At 39.7% G+C, this 16,119-nt stretch carries 14 protein-coding genes; 5 read left to right on the forward strand and 9 right to left on the reverse strand.

Annotation, left to right across the window (positions count from 1 at the left end; genetic code table 11):
• Nucleotides 1-16 precede the first annotated feature (16 nt).
• The 3 genes from JKG64_RS20740 to JKG64_RS20750 form a co-directional block, all read right to left on the reverse strand.
• Nucleotides 17-1,486, reverse strand: a complete 1,470-nt coding sequence (locus JKG64_RS20740; protein WP_210356185.1) for a TPM domain-containing protein — start codon at nucleotides 1,484-1,486, stop codon at nucleotides 17-19.
• Between the two features lie 65 nt (nucleotides 1,487-1,551).
• On the reverse strand, nucleotides 1,552-3,009 hold the full coding sequence (locus tag JKG64_RS20745; protein ID WP_210356186.1) for a FimB/Mfa2 family fimbrial subunit: 1,458 nt from the start codon (nucleotides 3,007-3,009) through the stop codon (nucleotides 1,552-1,554).
• 85 nt (nucleotides 3,010-3,094) lie between these two features.
• Nucleotides 3,095-5,416 carry a glycoside hydrolase family 95 protein gene (locus JKG64_RS20750; RefSeq protein WP_210356187.1) on the reverse strand — a complete coding sequence of 774 codons (2,322 nt, stop codon included), beginning with the start codon at nucleotides 5,414-5,416 and terminating at the stop codon, nucleotides 3,095-3,097.
• Between the two features lie 483 nt (nucleotides 5,417-5,899).
• On the opposite strand from JKG64_RS20750, the gene JKG64_RS20755 reads away from it, so the two are divergent.
• Nucleotides 5,900-7,390: a catalase gene (locus tag JKG64_RS20755; protein WP_210356188.1), complete on the forward strand. Its 1,491-nt coding sequence runs from the start codon at nucleotides 5,900-5,902 to the stop codon at nucleotides 7,388-7,390.
• Nucleotides 7,391-7,504: 114 nt separating this feature from the next.
• On the forward strand, nucleotides 7,505-8,677 hold the full coding sequence (locus JKG64_RS20760; RefSeq protein WP_210356189.1) for a trans-sulfuration enzyme family protein: 1,173 nt from the start codon (nucleotides 7,505-7,507) through the stop codon (nucleotides 8,675-8,677).
• A gap of 72 nt (nucleotides 8,678-8,749) precedes the next feature.
• Here the strand turns inward: JKG64_RS20760 and JKG64_RS20765 are convergent, their stop codons facing one another.
• The gene (locus tag JKG64_RS20765) at nucleotides 8,750-9,325 is read right to left on the reverse strand and encodes a hypothetical protein (RefSeq protein ID WP_210356190.1); all 576 of its coding nucleotides are present in this window, start codon (nucleotides 9,323-9,325) and stop codon (nucleotides 8,750-8,752) included.
• 427 nt (nucleotides 9,326-9,752) lie between these two features.
• Here JKG64_RS20765 and JKG64_RS20770 point away from each other — a divergent pair, with 427 nt between their 5' ends.
• On the forward strand, nucleotides 9,753-10,685 hold the full coding sequence (locus JKG64_RS20770) for a lysylphosphatidylglycerol synthase transmembrane domain-containing protein (protein WP_210356191.1): 933 nt from the start codon (nucleotides 9,753-9,755) through the stop codon (nucleotides 10,683-10,685).
• A complete protein-coding gene (locus JKG64_RS20775; RefSeq protein WP_210356192.1) occupies nucleotides 10,685-11,395 on the forward strand; it encodes an SDR family NAD(P)-dependent oxidoreductase in 711 nt (236 codons plus the stop codon). Before JKG64_RS20770 ends, JKG64_RS20775 begins: the two co-directional genes overlap by 1 nt.
• A gap of 30 nt (nucleotides 11,396-11,425) precedes the next feature.
• On the opposite strand, the gene JKG64_RS20780 is transcribed toward JKG64_RS20775, so the two are convergent.
• From JKG64_RS20780 to JKG64_RS20795, 4 genes are read right to left on the reverse strand one after another with little or no spacing between them, the layout of a single operon-like run.
• Nucleotides 11,426-12,790, reverse strand: a complete 1,365-nt coding sequence (locus JKG64_RS20780) for an alpha/beta hydrolase family protein (RefSeq protein ID WP_210356193.1) — start codon at nucleotides 12,788-12,790, stop codon at nucleotides 11,426-11,428.
• Between the two features lie 3 nt (nucleotides 12,791-12,793).
• Complete coding sequence (locus tag JKG64_RS20785) at nucleotides 12,794-13,378, reverse strand: hypothetical protein (RefSeq protein WP_210356194.1); 585 nt, start codon at nucleotides 13,376-13,378, stop codon at nucleotides 12,794-12,796.
• The gene (locus JKG64_RS20790; protein WP_210356195.1) at nucleotides 13,365-13,847 is read right to left on the reverse strand and encodes a hypothetical protein; all 483 of its coding nucleotides are present in this window, start codon (nucleotides 13,845-13,847) and stop codon (nucleotides 13,365-13,367) included. The genes JKG64_RS20785 and JKG64_RS20790 overlap by 14 nt, the downstream gene beginning before the upstream one ends.
• Nucleotides 13,837-14,109 (reverse strand): DUF2089 family protein, encoded by a 273-nt coding sequence (locus JKG64_RS20795; RefSeq protein WP_133585974.1) that lies wholly within the window; start codon nucleotides 14,107-14,109, stop codon nucleotides 13,837-13,839. Before JKG64_RS20795 ends, JKG64_RS20790 begins: the two co-directional genes overlap by 11 nt.
• 194 nt (nucleotides 14,110-14,303) lie before the next feature.
• On the opposite strand from JKG64_RS20795, the gene JKG64_RS20800 reads away from it, so the two are divergent.
• A complete protein-coding gene (locus tag JKG64_RS20800) occupies nucleotides 14,304-15,041 on the forward strand; it encodes a lysophospholipid acyltransferase family protein (RefSeq protein WP_210356196.1) in 738 nt (245 codons plus the stop codon).
• Here JKG64_RS20800 and JKG64_RS20805 read toward each other — a convergent pair.
• Complete coding sequence (locus JKG64_RS20805) at nucleotides 15,038-16,102, reverse strand: glycosyltransferase family 2 protein (RefSeq protein ID WP_210356197.1); 1,065 nt, start codon at nucleotides 16,100-16,102, stop codon at nucleotides 15,038-15,040. The two genes, JKG64_RS20800 and JKG64_RS20805, sit on opposite strands and share 4 nt — an antisense overlap.
• Between the last annotated feature and the right edge of the window lie 17 nt (nucleotides 16,103-16,119).

Here is a 16,119-nt window from a genome sequence, read left to right on the forward strand (position 1 = left end):
AACAATGGGAGGATGACTACCATCGTCCTCCTGCTCCTCCACCTCCAGAGGATCCTCCTCCAAAGCTACCGCCCCCGCCCCCTCTAGAAGAGCCTCCTCCTCTCGAAGAACCACTACTCGACTCTCTACTCTTCATCGCAATAGTAAAGAAACCTATATGTTTAAAGTAATTACAGTTCTGGCAGGAGTCAAACTTCTCTCCTTCACCAGAAGAGGAGTAAGTCGCCGAACGAATAGTCCGCGTTTTATTGACTTCCAACGTAAAATAGTGGCATTGCGGACAATCTCGATAATGCGAACTTTTATCCCAGGGCAATAGACGCACCTCTTTATTAGCAGTATTGGTCCATATTTCATAACGTAAGCTCTTAATAGACTCTTCTTTCTTTTGGCCAGGGTCAAGATATTGCTGTGGCTTTGCTTTGGTATCTCCACGATTTATTCTAACCCAGCTACCACTGGCATCAGGAGGTGTAAAACGACCTGCATTACGTCGAAAACGATTCAAAATCCCTCCCAAATCAAACCACGCCAATGGCGTCAATAACATAGGTATGAATAAATATTTTACATAACTTTTTAGGCTTTGCTGTAAATCCTCTTCATCTTTAAAACTCTCGATGATTTTAGTCCTTCCGTTCGTAATTTTCATCGCAAGTATCAGGGCTAGGAGAACAAAAGCAAAATATGGCAAATTCTTCCGTTGGTAGATTTCTTCAAGATTATTAAAGATAAAAACAAAAATGAAAAGCGTTAAAAACATCAGCAATAACATACATCCCATCCCCCAAAATATAGGTGCAATAAGCTTCGGTTTGTTCTTGGTATCTTTTAATATACGCGCAGAAATATAATGGACATACAGGTACAGTCCTGTAAATAAGGCCAACATCCATAAGGTATTTGCTAGAACAGGATTACGCATGCTCCAAAAAGGTGCGGCTTCTGGCATCAAACGTTCTAGCTCGGCCACAGAGTCCGGTGATTTCAGTATCTGCTCGATAAAGCGCGAGGCTTCCAATACACCCTGGTCATAGTCTCCGTTTCTAAAATTAGGCACCAAATAAGTTTCACCAACACGTTTGAGATAAGCATCAGGGAAAATTGCCTCCATTCCATATCCCGATATAAAGCGATATTCACGCCTGTCTTTGGATATAAACAACAACAAGCCATTGTTAGATTCTCTTTTTCCTATACCCCAACTATTAAAAAGACTAAGTGCAAACTCAAAATCACTATCTCCGACATAATCATCGACTATGACAATTGCATACTCGGCTTTAGTGAGACTATCGATACTTTGTGAGATAGCATTCAATTCAGCAACTGTATAATAACCTAATACCCCATTAGGATCGCTCACAAAATAGTTCTGTCCTTGCGTTTTCGGGTTAGGCAGAGATTCTACTGTATATTGTCCTAAAACGGGAGTCCTACTTAGGATAATAAATAAAAATAGGGTTGTCAATAAGTATCTAACCATCTAAAATCAAAGTTTACTGCTTAAAAGTAAGCAACAAACTTTGATTTCAAAAAATGTTTTTATGCTTAGAATTCACCTTCCTTTTGGCCATCCCAATCCATTTGTTTGGAAACTTGAAACTTGCCATTAGAATTGGATTGATCTAACAGATTTCCACGAAAAACAAGCTGCATATTATTTCTCAATGTACTTTCCAGGTGAAACGTACGTAACACCGCTGAAGAACTGTACACGACTACGGTGTATTTTACGGAAACCTCCTTAGATTGAACTCCCATAAACTGATTAAAGACCAATTGCTTATTCGTATTAAAATCGGCAGTTGTATCTATATCCGTCTGATCCAAAATAGGATTTACTAATTGTGGATTAAAGGGTGCGTAGAAAAAAGGATCATGCCGCTGGCTGATTCCGATTTTTGAAATAACGGATAGATCGACAGCATCCGTAAACTCTAATTTGATCTGACTAAACAACCTCCTTAGTTTCACTTCATGATCAGTCTCTCCATTTACCTCCAGCTCGCCATAATAGCCAAAAATATCAGCGTTTGAGTTGGAAAATTGATTACCTACATAAAAATTAGAAAGTGTCGGGTTAGAAGGAAGAATTAAATCTCTATTGGATGCATTCGAGACAAAACAAATCGAATATTTGCCTTCAGGCAAGGCGAGCTTCAAACTAAGTGCCTCTTCATATTTAATTGTGCCTGTCACCACAACTTCGGGCTTACTCTTATGGAAAAGATAATAATGAAGTTTATCTATCTCTCCGCCACCACCCGACGAAGAAGACATACCGACTAAACGGATGTTGTCAAACCGCCAAGTGCCAGTTAATTGCTTATATTCGCTACCACCCTCCCTCCGATCTCCGGCTTTGGGAATTAACTTAAACCACAACATAGATCTCGATATACTTTTTTCCGAAAGCGCATATGTATAGGAGTTCTTTGGTGCATTATCTCCTGTTTTAACAAATTGATTGGCTATCGATAAAACTTCATATGTCTCTCCTTCATTTATCGAATAATAGATTTCAAAATCTTTAGGCCCCGTATCGGAGCTACCTGTATCAAAAGCGAATTGAGTGATTTGTTCAGCTCCCTCAATTGACATTTTGATCAACACTTCACTCGCTCCCTTAAAAGAGAGGGCTCTACCTGCCCCATACCCATCAAAGCCATATCCTCCAACATAAGAAGGAATGCCGTCCGAAACGATCTCAGGTTCTTTCAATGTCTGATAAGCAATATCAGGCGCTAAACTTTCATCATTAAACGACCAAAAATAAAGATAGCCTTCCACAAAATTCGACACCGGGTTGGCACTTTGAGTCCCGATTGGAGGAGACGAACTCTTTAATACAATGGATTCACTAGTAAAACCAGAGATTTTAAACTGGACAGCGTGTAGGTTTTCATTTTGGTCATCTACGGATCCTTCTTTCTTACAGGCGACAACGGCTAATAAAATGATGAAATAAAATGAAAGCCTATCTTTTTTGACAAATAGACTTCTCATAATTCTATATAATTAGTTTATAAAAATATTGGGAGATAATTTCCCTCTTTTTTCTAATATATATAAAACATTTTAAATCAACAAATTAACCCTTTACATTATATATTATCTCCTTGCCGTCAACCATAACGCGAACTTTATCACCTTTTTTTCCTTTAATCCTATAAGACTGGACCTTTCCGTCTTTCCAAATAATATCGACAATCTTATTTCCTCTAGCCCGAAGACCTTCTACTTTGCCCTCCTGCCATGCTCGAGGTAAAGCAGGCAACAAATGAATATAACCATCCTGACTCTGTAGCAACATTTCGGAAATACCTGCTGAACCTCCAAAATTTCCATCGATCTGAAATGGGGGGTGCGCACAAAATAGATTTGGATAGGTTCCAGCTCCTACTTTACCATTCCCCAAAAACGCTGGCTTCAACAACTGTCGCAAAATCTCCAAAGCATGATCACCATCATGAAGCCTCGCCCAGAATAAGATCTTCCAAGCTCTGGACCAGCCCGTGCCTTCGTCGCCCCGAACCTCCAGTGTTTTCTTAGCCGCTTTGGCCCAATCAGGTGTTGTATTAGGAGAGATAAATGCCGCCGGATATAGCCCGTAGAGATGCGAAACATGTCTATGAGTAGGTTCTATTTCCTCATAGTCTTCCAACCACTCCATAATGCGTCCGGACGAACTGACACGTACAGCTGACGGAATATACTTAAGATCAGCACGCAAGGTATCAGCAAAATCATCTTTAAGCCCCAGTACAGAATCTGCAGTAATAACAGCTCCATATAATTCCCTCACAATTTGATTGTCGATGGTAGGTCCCATTACAACCGAAGCCGTTTTACCATTAGGCAATCTAAAACCATTCTCGGGAGAGACAGAAGGTGATGTAACCAACCATCCTGTTTTCGGATCTTTGACCAAAGTTGCCTGATAGAACTTCGCCGCTCCAGCCAACAAGGGATATATCTCTCTTAGATAAGCTTCATCCCCACTAAAAAGATAATGCTCCCATAAATGATTACATAACCAACCAGAGGCCGTACTCGCTCCCCAAGAAGCATTCTCTCCTGGGGCAGAATACCCCCAAATATTGGTCATCATATATACCACCCATCCAGGAGCATTGTAATAAGCCTTTGCCGTCTTTTCGCCTTCTTTAGCTATTCTTTTGATCAACTCTATAAAAGGTTTATGATATTCCGCAAGATTACCCACTTCTACACCCCAGTGGTTCATTTGTGCGTTAATATTCAAGTGATAATCACCATTCCAGGGAGTTTGAATCTGATGTGCCCAAAGTCCCTGTAAATTAGGAGGAAGTGCTTTCTCATATCTCGGAGCTGTACTGGAAATCATAAGATATCGTCCAAATTGATAATACAGCGCCGCCATCGCATTATCTTCTTCAGGATGTTCGAAAAAGCTTTTGATCCGTTGATCCGTGGGGAGATTTGCCTTAGAAACCTGATCCTTCAGATTTAGTTCGACCCGCCCAAACGTGCGTTGATACTCCCGCAGATGCGCGGCAAATAGCTTATGGTAACTCCACTGTCCAGCGTTCTCCAGGTTAATCGACACATCGGTATCGGGGGATTTACTGCAATAACTAGTCGACGCTGTAAAATAGACCAACACCTCGTCTGCCTCTTTGATGATAATCTGGTTATCATACAACTGTTGCTTCCCACCCTTGGCCACCACCTTAATCTTACCGACAAACTCTAGCCCATCTCCTCCTATCCCATTCGGTAGTCTGCCTGTTATGGTGATTTCATCTTGACATAGCTCATAGTCCTTTACATCTTGGTCACGGTAAAAGTGGAGTGCAAAACCTATAGACTTCTTCTTATTTGCAGATAGTCTCACAACACCGACATTCTGATCCTGGGAGGTGAAATACTCCCGTAAATAATGAACCCCATTGGCTTCAAAGCTAGTCTCTGCTTTTGCAGTGCGCAAATCTAAACTTCGTCTGTAATTAGAAAAGTCCCCTTCTATAAAATGAATAAAATTTAGGAAACCAAAGTTCTGAAAGCATCCATAGGGAACAGTAGCTCCATTGCCGTGGCCTGAACCTTGACCACTACAAACAAAATTCTGATTGACAAGTTTCTCGGCCTCTTCATTCTTCCCTTCAAAAAGTAGCCGCTGTATTTCTTCCACACGCTTATAAGCATCATAGTTATTCGGATCTTGTTGCGAACCAGACCACATGGATATCTCATTGAGAACAAGTTGTTCATCCTTGACATCGCCATAAGGCATCATTCCAATGCGTCCATTTCCCAAAGGTAGGGCCTCTTCCCACTTGGTAGCAGGCTTATCATACCACATTTTAAGATCCTGTCCGCGAACAATAGACAACGTCCAAAAAACCGCGACTATTACACAAATATTCTTCATTATTGATATAAATTACATTCTACCATGGGACAAGTCCGAGATTCATCGTAGCCATCCTTTCTATCGATTTGAGATAAATCTCAAATCGATAGAAAGGATTTTTGACGTCGAACAATAGACCATAAGCAGAAGCTATCATGGTGTTTAGCTACAGAAATCAGTCCCTTAAATCCAGCGACCGGTAGAACTCTATAAGGAGCTGAGTCTCCTTGCCCAAAAGATAACAGTGGAGCACAGAGCAATATTCTTAGTATATTTTTCAGTTTCACAATAAAATCGCTTAAGCTATCGTATTTAAAGATAAGCTATTTAAACGGTTCTTTCGGATTCTGCGTTATTAGAAAATATCGATACAAACACACTACACATATAATCCAAAACTATAGCGCATCAATTTTTACGATACGCATCAGCCATTATTTTCGTATATTTTTGGAAACAAATTCGTCCTTAAAGTATTTATTATATATAACACAAACAGCTATGGAAGAGAACAAGAAAAAGATTACTACTGCATCAGGCAATCCAGTGCCATTTTATCAGGATTCGATGACTGCTGGTCCAAGAGGTCCAATTTTGTTACAGGATTTCTTTCTTCATGAGAAATTAGCACATTTCAACAGAGAGCGAATACCTGAACGTATTGTTCACGCTAAGGGCTCAGGTGCTTACGGAACTTTCACGGTAACGCATGATATTTCACAATACACAAAAGCTAAATTTCTCAACCAAATCGGTAAAGAAACACGTGTGTTTTTAAGATTCTCCACTGTTGGTGGTGAGCGAGGTTCAGCAGACTCTGAAAGAGACCCTCGAGGTTTCGCATTGAAATTTTATACCGAGGACGGCAACTATGATTTGGTGGGGAACAATACGCCTGTGTTTTTTATTAAAGACCCTCGTAAATTTCCCGACTTCATCCATACACAAAAAAGAGATCCTTATACCAACTGTAAATCAGCGACGATGATGTGGGACTTTTGGTCGTTGAATCCCGAGTCTCTTCATCAAGTGACTATCCTAATGTCCGATCGCGGTACGCCTTATGGTTTCCGACACATGCATGGCTACGGCTCACATACATTCTCGATGATCAATGCGAATAACGAAAAAGTATTTGTCAAATTTCATTTCCGGACACAACAAGGCATTAAAAACCTCACAGGAGCCGAGGCAGATCAAATGAGGGCTCAAGACATGGACTATGCACAAAGAGACCTTTATACTTCCATTGAAAATAAGGACTTTCCAAAATGGAAACTTTTTATTCAAGTGATGACCGACGAGCAAACCAAAACATTCAAATGGAATCCATTTGATCTTACTAAGGTCTGGTCACAAAAGGAATATCCTCTAATTGAGGTTGGGGTTTTGGAACTTAATGAAAATCCGGACAATTATTTTGCACATGTAGAACAAGCCGCATTTGCACCAGCACATGTGGTAGATGGGATTTCATTTTCTCCCGACAAAATGTTACAGGGCAGGATTCTCTCCTACCCTGACGCACATCGCTACCGCCTGGGTGCAAATTTTGAACAAATCCCGGTCAACAGATGCCCGTTTATGGTTAACAATTATCAACGGGATGGCTACATGCGCGTAGATGGCAATGGTGGATCAAACCCAAATTATTTCCCCAACTCTTTTGATGACAGTAGAGAAGCCCATGAGTACGCTGAACCGGCACTTCACCTAGACAGTACTATCGCAGACCACTATGACAGAAATGCAAACGATGATGATCACTATACGCAACCTGGAGACCTATACCGGTTACTAGATGAAGAGCAAAAAAATCATCTTATTGGAAATATCGTTGGTGCGATGTCTGGTATCGAAGGCCCCAAACGTGACGAAATAGTTATGCGTCAACTTTGCCATTGGTTCAGAGCGGATATGAATCTAGGAATGGGGGTAGCAAAAGGGCTAGGCTTTTCAATGGATAAGCTAAGTGAATATATGCCAAAATAGAAGTTTCAAAAAAAAAGCTACCAATATGGTAGCTTTTTTTTTGCATAAACAATTAATAGATTTTACTTTTATACAAAAGTAAATTTAGTGCTTGTTAAAAAAAGTAGTACATATATGAAAAAAGACCAATCCCGAATCATCAGAGAACAGGCTCCCCGCTCTAACACACGAGAGCATTCCGTACCGCTTTACCTGACTTCTAGCTTTATATTTGACAGTGCGGAACAAGGTAGAGCTATCTTTGCTGACGAAGAAGAGGGAATGGTGTATTCACGTTATGCCAATCCTAATACCGCTGAATTTATCAACCGGGTATGCGCACTGGAATCTGCAGAAGCAGGTCTATCTTTCTCTTCAGGCATGGCTGCTGTATTTGCGGCTTTCGCTGCCTTTGTTCAAAACGGAGACCATATCGTATCCAGTAGAGCTATATTTGGTTCGACACATCAACTATTGACCCAACTGTTACCGCGCTGGGGAGTCACCACCACCTATGTCAATAGTGCGGACATCTCTGACTGGGAAAATTCGATACAGGAGAATACTAAAATTCTATTTTTAGAATCCCCTTCAAATCCAGGGCTGGAGCTGTATGATCTAGAAAAGCTCGGGAAACTGAAAGAAAAATATCCAAATGTCATTTTCGCCATTGACAATTGTTTTGCTACACCTTATCTACAGAAACCATTACAGTATGGCTTTGATTTATCCATACATTCGGCAACAAAATACATGGATGGACAAGGTCGCGTTTTGGGAGGGGTTATCGTAGGTAACAAGAACCTAATGGACAAGTTAATGTTCTTTATCCGCCATACTGGACCTGCGATGTCTCCTTTCAATGCCTGGGTTTTATCTAAAAGCCTGGAGACTCTAGGGCTTCGTATGGACCGCCACTCCTCAAATGCCTTAGCGATTGCTGAAGCACTGGAAAAACACACCGAAATCCTAGAGGTTCGGTACCCTTTTCTTCCATCACACCCACAACACGAATTAGCTAAAAAACAAATGAAAGCTGGTGGAGGCATTATTACCTTCGAGGTAAGCGGTGGCCAGGAGCGAGCATTCAGATTAATCGATGCTCTAGAAATGATACTATATACATCAAATCTTGGCGACTCCCGAACCATTGCCACACACCCCGGATCGACAACTCATTCCAAATTGACAAACGAAGAAAGAATAAACTTAGGAATTAAACCCGGTACGATAAGACTCTCTGTAGGCTTGGAAGACAGAGATGATATTTTATCAGACATTTTACAAGCTATAGAAAAAACAAAATAAAAAAGTTATCAAAAATAAATAGGGGTACCACCAATTGGTGTACCCCTATTTATTTTAAAAAAACTAGAAGCTTTAGTTAGCCTGTTTTGAGAAATTAAAAACGAGATGTCCTCGTGCTCCATTCTCCAATGGAATAGGCATTTTCAACACTAACGACTGCTCGTCTGCGAAAGATAGTCCTAATGCATAACCATTCTTCACATTTGCAGCTTTATCTCCTGCATATAATTTCTTAAACTGGAATTCTGGTTCTCCTCCCATTTTTCCTGGATCGTAGATAGACCAAACAATCGTACGTACGGCACCATTAGCACATAGCTTGCCTGAAGCATTAAACGTGATACTACCCGTCTGATTTCTCATCGCTCCAGCTGGCAAATGCCATACACTGCCAATAAAACACTCAACAGGAGCCTCATCAAAAATATTTTTGATCGTATATGCATCAGGAATGTCTTGACGAGTTACCGAATTTAACACCCATGTCCCTTTGACACCCGAACGCCATTGCGAAGCGGATGGACCTGTTACAGAAGTAGATGAAGAACCATTATTGGTACCGGATGCTCCTTTTTTTTGAGCTCCACATGATGTTACCAACATAATCACTGTAAAAAGTGAAAGGAGGGAAAGAATACGTTTACGCATAATATAATTACTTTAAATAATCTATGATGTATCTTTGCAAAGATATAAAACATTGATATCTTAATTAGCGATGGCATCCAAAAATCATACCATAAGTAAAATTATAGCTAAAACCTTAATACGTGTACTCGTTATTATCTTAGCTTTTTCGGTTTACCTATATTTTGCAAAAGGAGACCAGTTATCGACCACCATACACTTCGAGAACCTGTGGTCTTTAGTCTTTCCTTTTCTCCTCTTCATCATTGTATTTGTTTTAATGTTCCTTACTTTAAAGCACAAATTCGCACATAGCGATATCAATTGGCTATTTTCACTCTCCTGCCTATTCTTCGTTATATATCTTATTTTGTTATATTCAAGAATTTACCCCCTGATATAATGAATAGGATATGTACTTTTGTAAGCTACAAAAAGTAAAAATCGCATGAGCAATAAGACAACACTAAATGTTGTAAAGAATATATTCAAAGTAATCGTAACAGTTGGTGCGTTATACTGGGTAGCACAAAAAATCGACTTTGACGATTTAAAAAATGCACTTATTGACTGTAATTGGGGCTTCTTATTCCTAGCCTTATGCAGTTACACCCTATCCATACTGATTGCCTCTTCGAGATTAAATTCTTTTTTCAAAGCCATTAATTTAAGGCTTAGCGAACGCTACAACCTAAGGCTCTACCAGTTAGGATTGCTTTATAATTTCTTCCTACCTGGAGGTATTGGAGGTGATGGATATAAAATATACTTTTTAAAGAAAAACCATGATATATCGGGACGAAAAGTCCTGAGCTCCGTTTTCTTTGACCGTCTTAGTGGACTCTGGGCACTTGCTATTATTATATGCGCTTTGGTTATTTTCATGCCGAGACTAGCCATTCCCAATATTCTCCCGATCTCAGTTGCTGTTATCGGAACAGCCACCTATTACTTTTTCTTACACCTTCTGTTTCGTGGGTTTTCTAGAAAATTCATCAGTACCCATATTAAAGCACTAGCAGTGCAAGGGTTTCAGGTGATTACCGCAATATTGATTTTGTATTCACTCAATTTTGACGGAAAATTTTCGCCCTATCTCCTCATCTTTTTAGTTTCTTCTTTAGTAGCCATTGTCCCCTCAATCGGAGGTGGCGTAGGATTACGTGAACTGGTTATGATATATGGAGCTAATTATTTTCAGATTGATGAACACACAGCTGTTTTGGTCAGCTTGTTTTTTTATATCATATCACTTCTAGTTGCTTGTTCGGGTATTTACTATATCTTTAGACCTCAGCGTCTAGGTGCAGACCGATTACCGTCGGCAGCCGAAGTAGAAAAAGAAATCGATAAAGAGACACTAGAAGAAAACAATATATAATGGCAAATATTATTATTACAGGGGCAAGCAGCGGTATCGGATTTGAAGCTGTACTAGACCTCACAGCAAACAAAGACAACAATGTAATTGCTTTAGCTCGGTCCGCAGACAAACTACGCAAGCTGCATGAGATTGCTTCTTCTTTGAACCATGATGGAGGAACACTCTATCCTGCCCAATTTGACATTGTATACGACAATTATGCAGAATCTTTAATACCATTTATCAGTTCAAAGTTTGACAAAGTAGATATACTCATCAACAATGCTGGAGCGCTAATAAACAAGCCATTCCTAGAGACATCGACTGATGATTTTGCACAGATGCTACAAAGCAATCTACTAGGACATGTCAACATGATTAAACACATTGTACCTCTAATGACTGAGGGAGGCCACATTGTCAACATAAGTAGCATGGGTGGCGTGCAGGGAGCATCTAAATTCCCTGGATTGAGCGCCTACTCAAGCAGCAAAGCAGCACTCGCTGTATTGACCGAATGTCTTGCGGAAGAGTTTAAAGACAAAAAAATACATGTCAACTGCTTAGCATTGGGATCCGCTCAGACAGAGATGTTTGAAACGGCATTTCCAGGTATGCAGGCTGGAACCTTAGCTTTTGAAATGGGGCGTTATATTGCAGATTTTGCGCAAAATGGGGCGAAATATTACAATGGAAAAATACTTCCGGTAGCCAACACTACACCATAAAAATAAAAGAGCATGATGCTCTTTTATTTTTTACAGTCCTTTTATCCAATCGCCGATATCCTTTAACACTTGAGGACTCATCGTTTCTTCTATTTGGGAATACTCTGCCACCTGCCCTGTCTTGGCCCGCTGGAACAAGTGGTTCACTCCCTCATATTCCTTTAGAACACTATTTTTGTTTTTTGGCAAAAGATCCGCCAAACTCTTCAGATTTGGGGTAGCAGGCACTTGAACATCCAACGAGCCAAACGCTGCAAAAACCGGAATCGTAATCTTAGACAGATACGCTTCTGGCTCTATACGAATGAAATAACGATAAGCGGGTGTCAACATGGTCATTAGTTCGCCCCTCAATTCTGTATTCCCCTTATCCTCAGCAGAAACGCCTACATTATTCAATAGGGCTCTATAAGCTTCTGTCGTGGTTGCATTACTTTTTATTACAGCAAAGTTCTTGATATTAATCTGTTTTGCGATCTCTAGATTAAACTCATTCATCCCCGCCGCTTTGCCTATGGCATATAACTGTTCCACCATCAGTTTATCGATAGCGATGGCTGGCCCCGCCAATGAAACAATATAGGATAAATGAGGCAATTTCTGCCCCGCTAACAATTCGGCAATTAATCCCCCTTCACTATGACCGATTATCCCTATTTTTTTTGCATCTACCTGCTTTTGCTTCTTCAAAAATGCAATAGCCGCGATAGCATCTTTACTAAAATTCTCTATTGTGCTTGCTTCAAATCTCCCTCCACTCTCAGCAGTACCTCGGTCGTCATACCGTAATACAACAATTCCCTGCTTTGTCAAGTAATCTGCCAATACTTTGAAAACCTGATGCCCAAATAGTTCTTCGTCCCTATTTTGCGCTCCAGATCCTGTTAATAATACAACCGCTGGGTAACATCCTGCCTTTCTGGGGTAAGTCATCGTACCAGCTAGGACTACATTATCATAATCATTAGTAAACTTAACATCTACCGTATCGTATCCATAGGGAGGCTGCGGCGTTTGTGGCCTATTTAGCCGGAATGGTTCTTCCCGCATTCCAGTCTGCCTTAATAAAACGAGCGGTAGTTCGACCCCGTTTTGTACAAACGTAGATTTTATCGTGTCAATACCAGACAAATCCCCCGATATACGTATCCCTCCCTGCAACTGAACAAAAAGAGAATCTCCTTTAAAACTTACTTTTCCAGGTATTCCTTTTACTCCTTGTTTGGGACTATCTGCTGTAACGTTCCACTGCCCATCAACTTGTTCCAGCTTTAGAACAAAGGGTAAACTAGCGCTACCATACCTCAAATCCCCTTGCCATAGGCCTTCATAAGATTGTGAAAAACCAATACACGATTGGATCAATGCGAAAAACAAAAAAACAACTCCTCTCATTACCTATAGATATATATTTATAAACTGTAGCACGGTGTTCAATACTAGGGTCAATAATACGATAGCTATCGTATCCCCTCCTACTTTGCTATTCATGGCAATTTTCATTCCTTTTAATAAAAGTGAAAAGAAACCAATCAAGCACGCCAGCGAAAAAAAAGCAAAAACCAACATTAATCCTATTTTGTCGACCGATATGCCTGTTGGATTGTCTATATGGTCTAACACTAAAAACTCCATAGACTTTAAAAAATCTGACACGAAAGGAATAACTGTAATAAGGAGCAAAAGATACATCGCTAGATGGGCTATCAACACCGAATTAACCACATCTATAAATCTAGTCTTTGCAAATCTTAAAATAGCAAATAAATACAAAACAAGTATGTTCGCTAATAGGGTAATCCCAAGATTACAGAGCGATACATACCAAAGCATCGGCTTTGTATTCACGATCTTTAATGCTCCTAACAACATTACATCGTTATAACTGCTCAATAGAGCTGCAAAAACAAAACCGACTAAACCTATGACCAACAGTTTCAGTTCAGAATTGTGTATAAATGGGTTCCAGCTATTTTTTAACATTACTATTTATAATTTCTTTAATAAATTCGTCTACTTCATCCTGCTTTTGGGTACCAATCAAGACTTTCTTTCCATTCTTTAACTCCATCTGAATACCATACCTGCCCTTACAAGTATATGCCACACCACTTCTACCTACGCGATAGCCCCAGCCACCAAACTCGATCAAATCGTATTTTCGAACTTCAATATTCCCTATACTATCCCAATTCCATCGTTTACGCCAAGCGAATGGAATAAAACTAATCTCGACCCCTTTGTTATCGATCGTAGTACAAAGGCGGCTGAATATAAAATACAGTAATACCGGAACGATTATCCACACTCCTACATTCAGCATCCATTCGCCTGTATTTTTGTAGTCTTGATAAACATCTCTACACGCTATCAAAAGGATAATAATTAACAAACTAAACAACCAAACGGACATAAAGCTTTGCTTTTCTCTCCAAAAACTCCTATTTGCCATTTTGTAACTCCTTAATTTTTAAAATTAGGTCATCTAATCTATTGCGAACTGTTGGATAGCTTTTCCCCATTTTACCAGCCATTTCTTTAATACTTCCGGAGCTCAATAAAAACTCCATCATAAACTCCTGATCATCGAGGTCGAGCAACATTAGAACCGGCAGCTTGTAATTCCCAGAAACTTCTGTACCACACGTAGAACATGTTAATTTGGCAACCTGTAGCTTTTCTTCACAGCTGGGGCAGTATATAGGCAACTTCATATATCGATAAAAACTAAATAAAAATAAACAATATAAACAAATATATTAATTTTATTAAAAACAACATTAACATTATTCACAAAAAGGTGTAAAAACCAAAAAATAAGCTTATTACAGCATACACTAATCGGGATTAGCGCCGTATATTGCATATAAGCACTAATTTATCTAAGTTTGCTCCTTGATTTTTTAATATGAGAAAATTTATTGGGTATATCCTTACTCCGATTTTTTATAGCTGCTTCGCAGTATCGCTTTTGATTTTTCACCCTATCCAATGGCTATGCCTCAAGTTAGGAGGATATGCGGCACATAAACGAAGCGTAGATATCTTAAACTTCTTTTTGACAGCCTGCAATTATACGCTATTCAATACGGTGAATTTCACAGGCCATAAAGCATTAGCGACTAACGTACCGATTATATTTGTAGCAAATCATCAAAGCATGTTTGATATTCCTGCAATGATATTCTACCTTCGGAAATATCACGCCAAATTCATCTCCAAAATTGAACTGGCTGAGGCTAAAATTCCAAGTATTTCTTTCAATCTATTGCACGGCGGTGCAGCCAATATCGACAGAAAAGATTCCAAGCAATCTATCTCTGAAATATTAAAGCTAGCCAACAATATGAAACAGAAAAACTGGTCCGCAGTGATATTCCCTGAGGGAACACGAACAAAAACAGGAAAAATGAAAAGTTTTTCTGTAGGTGGTATCGCCACACTTTTAAAGAAGAACCCTAACGCATTAGTCGTCCCAATAGCTATCAACGGATCTTATCAAATGGTAAAATACGGAATGTTTCCTCTGAGACCCTTTACCAAAATGACATGGGAAGTGCTACCAGCTATACCAACAGAAGGACTAACCGCAGAAGAAATCGTCAAAAAGGCTGAAGATATGATAAGAGAGAAAGTAGAGCGCTAATTTACTTGACGGCCTTTCCAGTCATATTTCCCTGTATTCCCAGCAATACCGATGTATACGATATAGAAACTATGAACAATAGACAGGATAGGCACGTATTTCAGCAATTCCTTCCTGCCCATAAAAGCAGTTATTGGTTCCATAAATAAAAACTCTACAACTATCTTCAAAGCAAAGGCGGTCAACAAAATCCAATTGAACTCGGGCATGCGAAATAAAAACGCAAATAGAGAAACCAAAAGTGCCAGATTGAATAACCAAATACTCACTCCCAAAGCAACCACTTTTTTGTTCTTATATTTTGTACTCTTTGAAGCCCAACGTTTGCGTTGACTAATAAAGGATTTCAAATCAGGTTTCGCATCCGTATAGACTATTGCCTCTTTAGATTTGCAAAAGCCTATTTTATCAGCATATTTTTCCGCTACCTTATGCAGAAATAATTCATCATCGCCGGAAGCTAGATTATCGATACCATTAAAACCGTCCATTTCAAAAAAGACAGACTTTCGATAGGCTAAATTCGCGCCATTACATGTTGTGGGAGAATGATTACCAATACCCGCGGCACCTAGCCCTATAAGGTACATAAATTCCAAAGTTTGTAATTCCTCAAAATGTGTCTTTTCCTCCGAATAGAGCACAGGTGAAGACACCAAATAACTGTCATTGGTCTCGAAATATTGAACCACAGTTCTTAACCAATCTTTTCCCATCCGGCAATCCGCGTCTGTAGTAATAATAATATCACCTGTAGACATCTCTATCGCTTTAGTAATAGCATACTTTTTATACGAATTGAGTTTATCTCCAATAGAAAGCTGCAACAGCCTCACTCCCCTATCTGCGTAAGACCGGACAATAGCAGCAGTAGAATCCGTAGAATGATCGTCGACAATAATAAGCTCCAGATTTTCCTTCGGAAAGTCCTGATTCAATATACAATCTATTGTACGTGCGATATTATCTTCTTCATTCCGCGCGGCGATCAATACTGATACTCGCTCGGAGGTCACTTTACTAGATTTGAAACAAGGTATCTTTGCCCAGCCTTTTCGCATGTAAAAGACTAGAAGCA

Source organism: Sphingobacterium tabacisoli (genome assembly GCF_017908035.1).
Taxonomy (GTDB): domain Bacteria; phylum Bacteroidota; class Bacteroidia; order Sphingobacteriales; family Sphingobacteriaceae; genus Sphingobacterium; species Sphingobacterium tabacisoli.

Excerpts from the sequence above, each read along its gene's own strand:
- JKG64_RS20740 (WP_210356185.1), bottom strand. The coding sequence starts at position 1,486 with ATGGTTAGATACTTATTGACAACCCTATTTTTATTTATTATCCTAAGT.
- JKG64_RS20745 (WP_210356186.1), bottom strand. The coding sequence starts at position 3,009 with ATGAGAAGTCTATTTGTCAAAAAAGATAGGCTTTCATTTTATTTCATC.
- JKG64_RS20750 (WP_210356187.1), bottom strand. The coding sequence starts at position 5,416 with ATGAAGAATATTTGTGTAATAGTCGCGGTTTTTTGGACGTTGTCTATT.
- JKG64_RS20755 (WP_210356188.1), top strand. The coding sequence starts at position 5,900 with ATGGAAGAGAACAAGAAAAAGATTACTACTGCATCAGGCAATCCAGTG.
- JKG64_RS20760 (WP_210356189.1), top strand. The coding sequence starts at position 7,505 with ATGAAAAAAGACCAATCCCGAATCATCAGAGAACAGGCTCCCCGCTCT.
- JKG64_RS20765 (WP_210356190.1), bottom strand. The coding sequence starts at position 9,325 with ATGCGTAAACGTATTCTTTCCCTCCTTTCACTTTTTACAGTGATTATG.
- JKG64_RS20770 (WP_210356191.1), top strand. The coding sequence starts at position 9,753 with ATGAGCAATAAGACAACACTAAATGTTGTAAAGAATATATTCAAAGTA.
- JKG64_RS20775 (WP_210356192.1), top strand. The coding sequence starts at position 10,685 with ATGGCAAATATTATTATTACAGGGGCAAGCAGCGGTATCGGATTTGAA.
- JKG64_RS20780 (WP_210356193.1), bottom strand. The coding sequence starts at position 12,790 with ATGAGAGGAGTTGTTTTTTTGTTTTTCGCATTGATCCAATCGTGTATT.
- JKG64_RS20785 (WP_210356194.1), bottom strand. The coding sequence starts at position 13,378 with ATGTTAAAAAATAGCTGGAACCCATTTATACACAATTCTGAACTGAAA.
- JKG64_RS20790 (WP_210356195.1), bottom strand. The coding sequence starts at position 13,847 with ATGGCAAATAGGAGTTTTTGGAGAGAAAAGCAAAGCTTTATGTCCGTT.
- JKG64_RS20795 (WP_133585974.1), bottom strand. The coding sequence starts at position 14,109 with ATGAAGTTGCCTATATACTGCCCCAGCTGTGAAGAAAAGCTACAGGTT.
- JKG64_RS20800 (WP_210356196.1), top strand. The coding sequence starts at position 14,304 with ATGAGAAAATTTATTGGGTATATCCTTACTCCGATTTTTTATAGCTGC.
- JKG64_RS20805 (WP_210356197.1), bottom strand. The coding sequence starts at position 16,102 with ATGCGAAAAGGCTGGGCAAAGATACCTTGTTTCAAATCTAGTAAAGTG.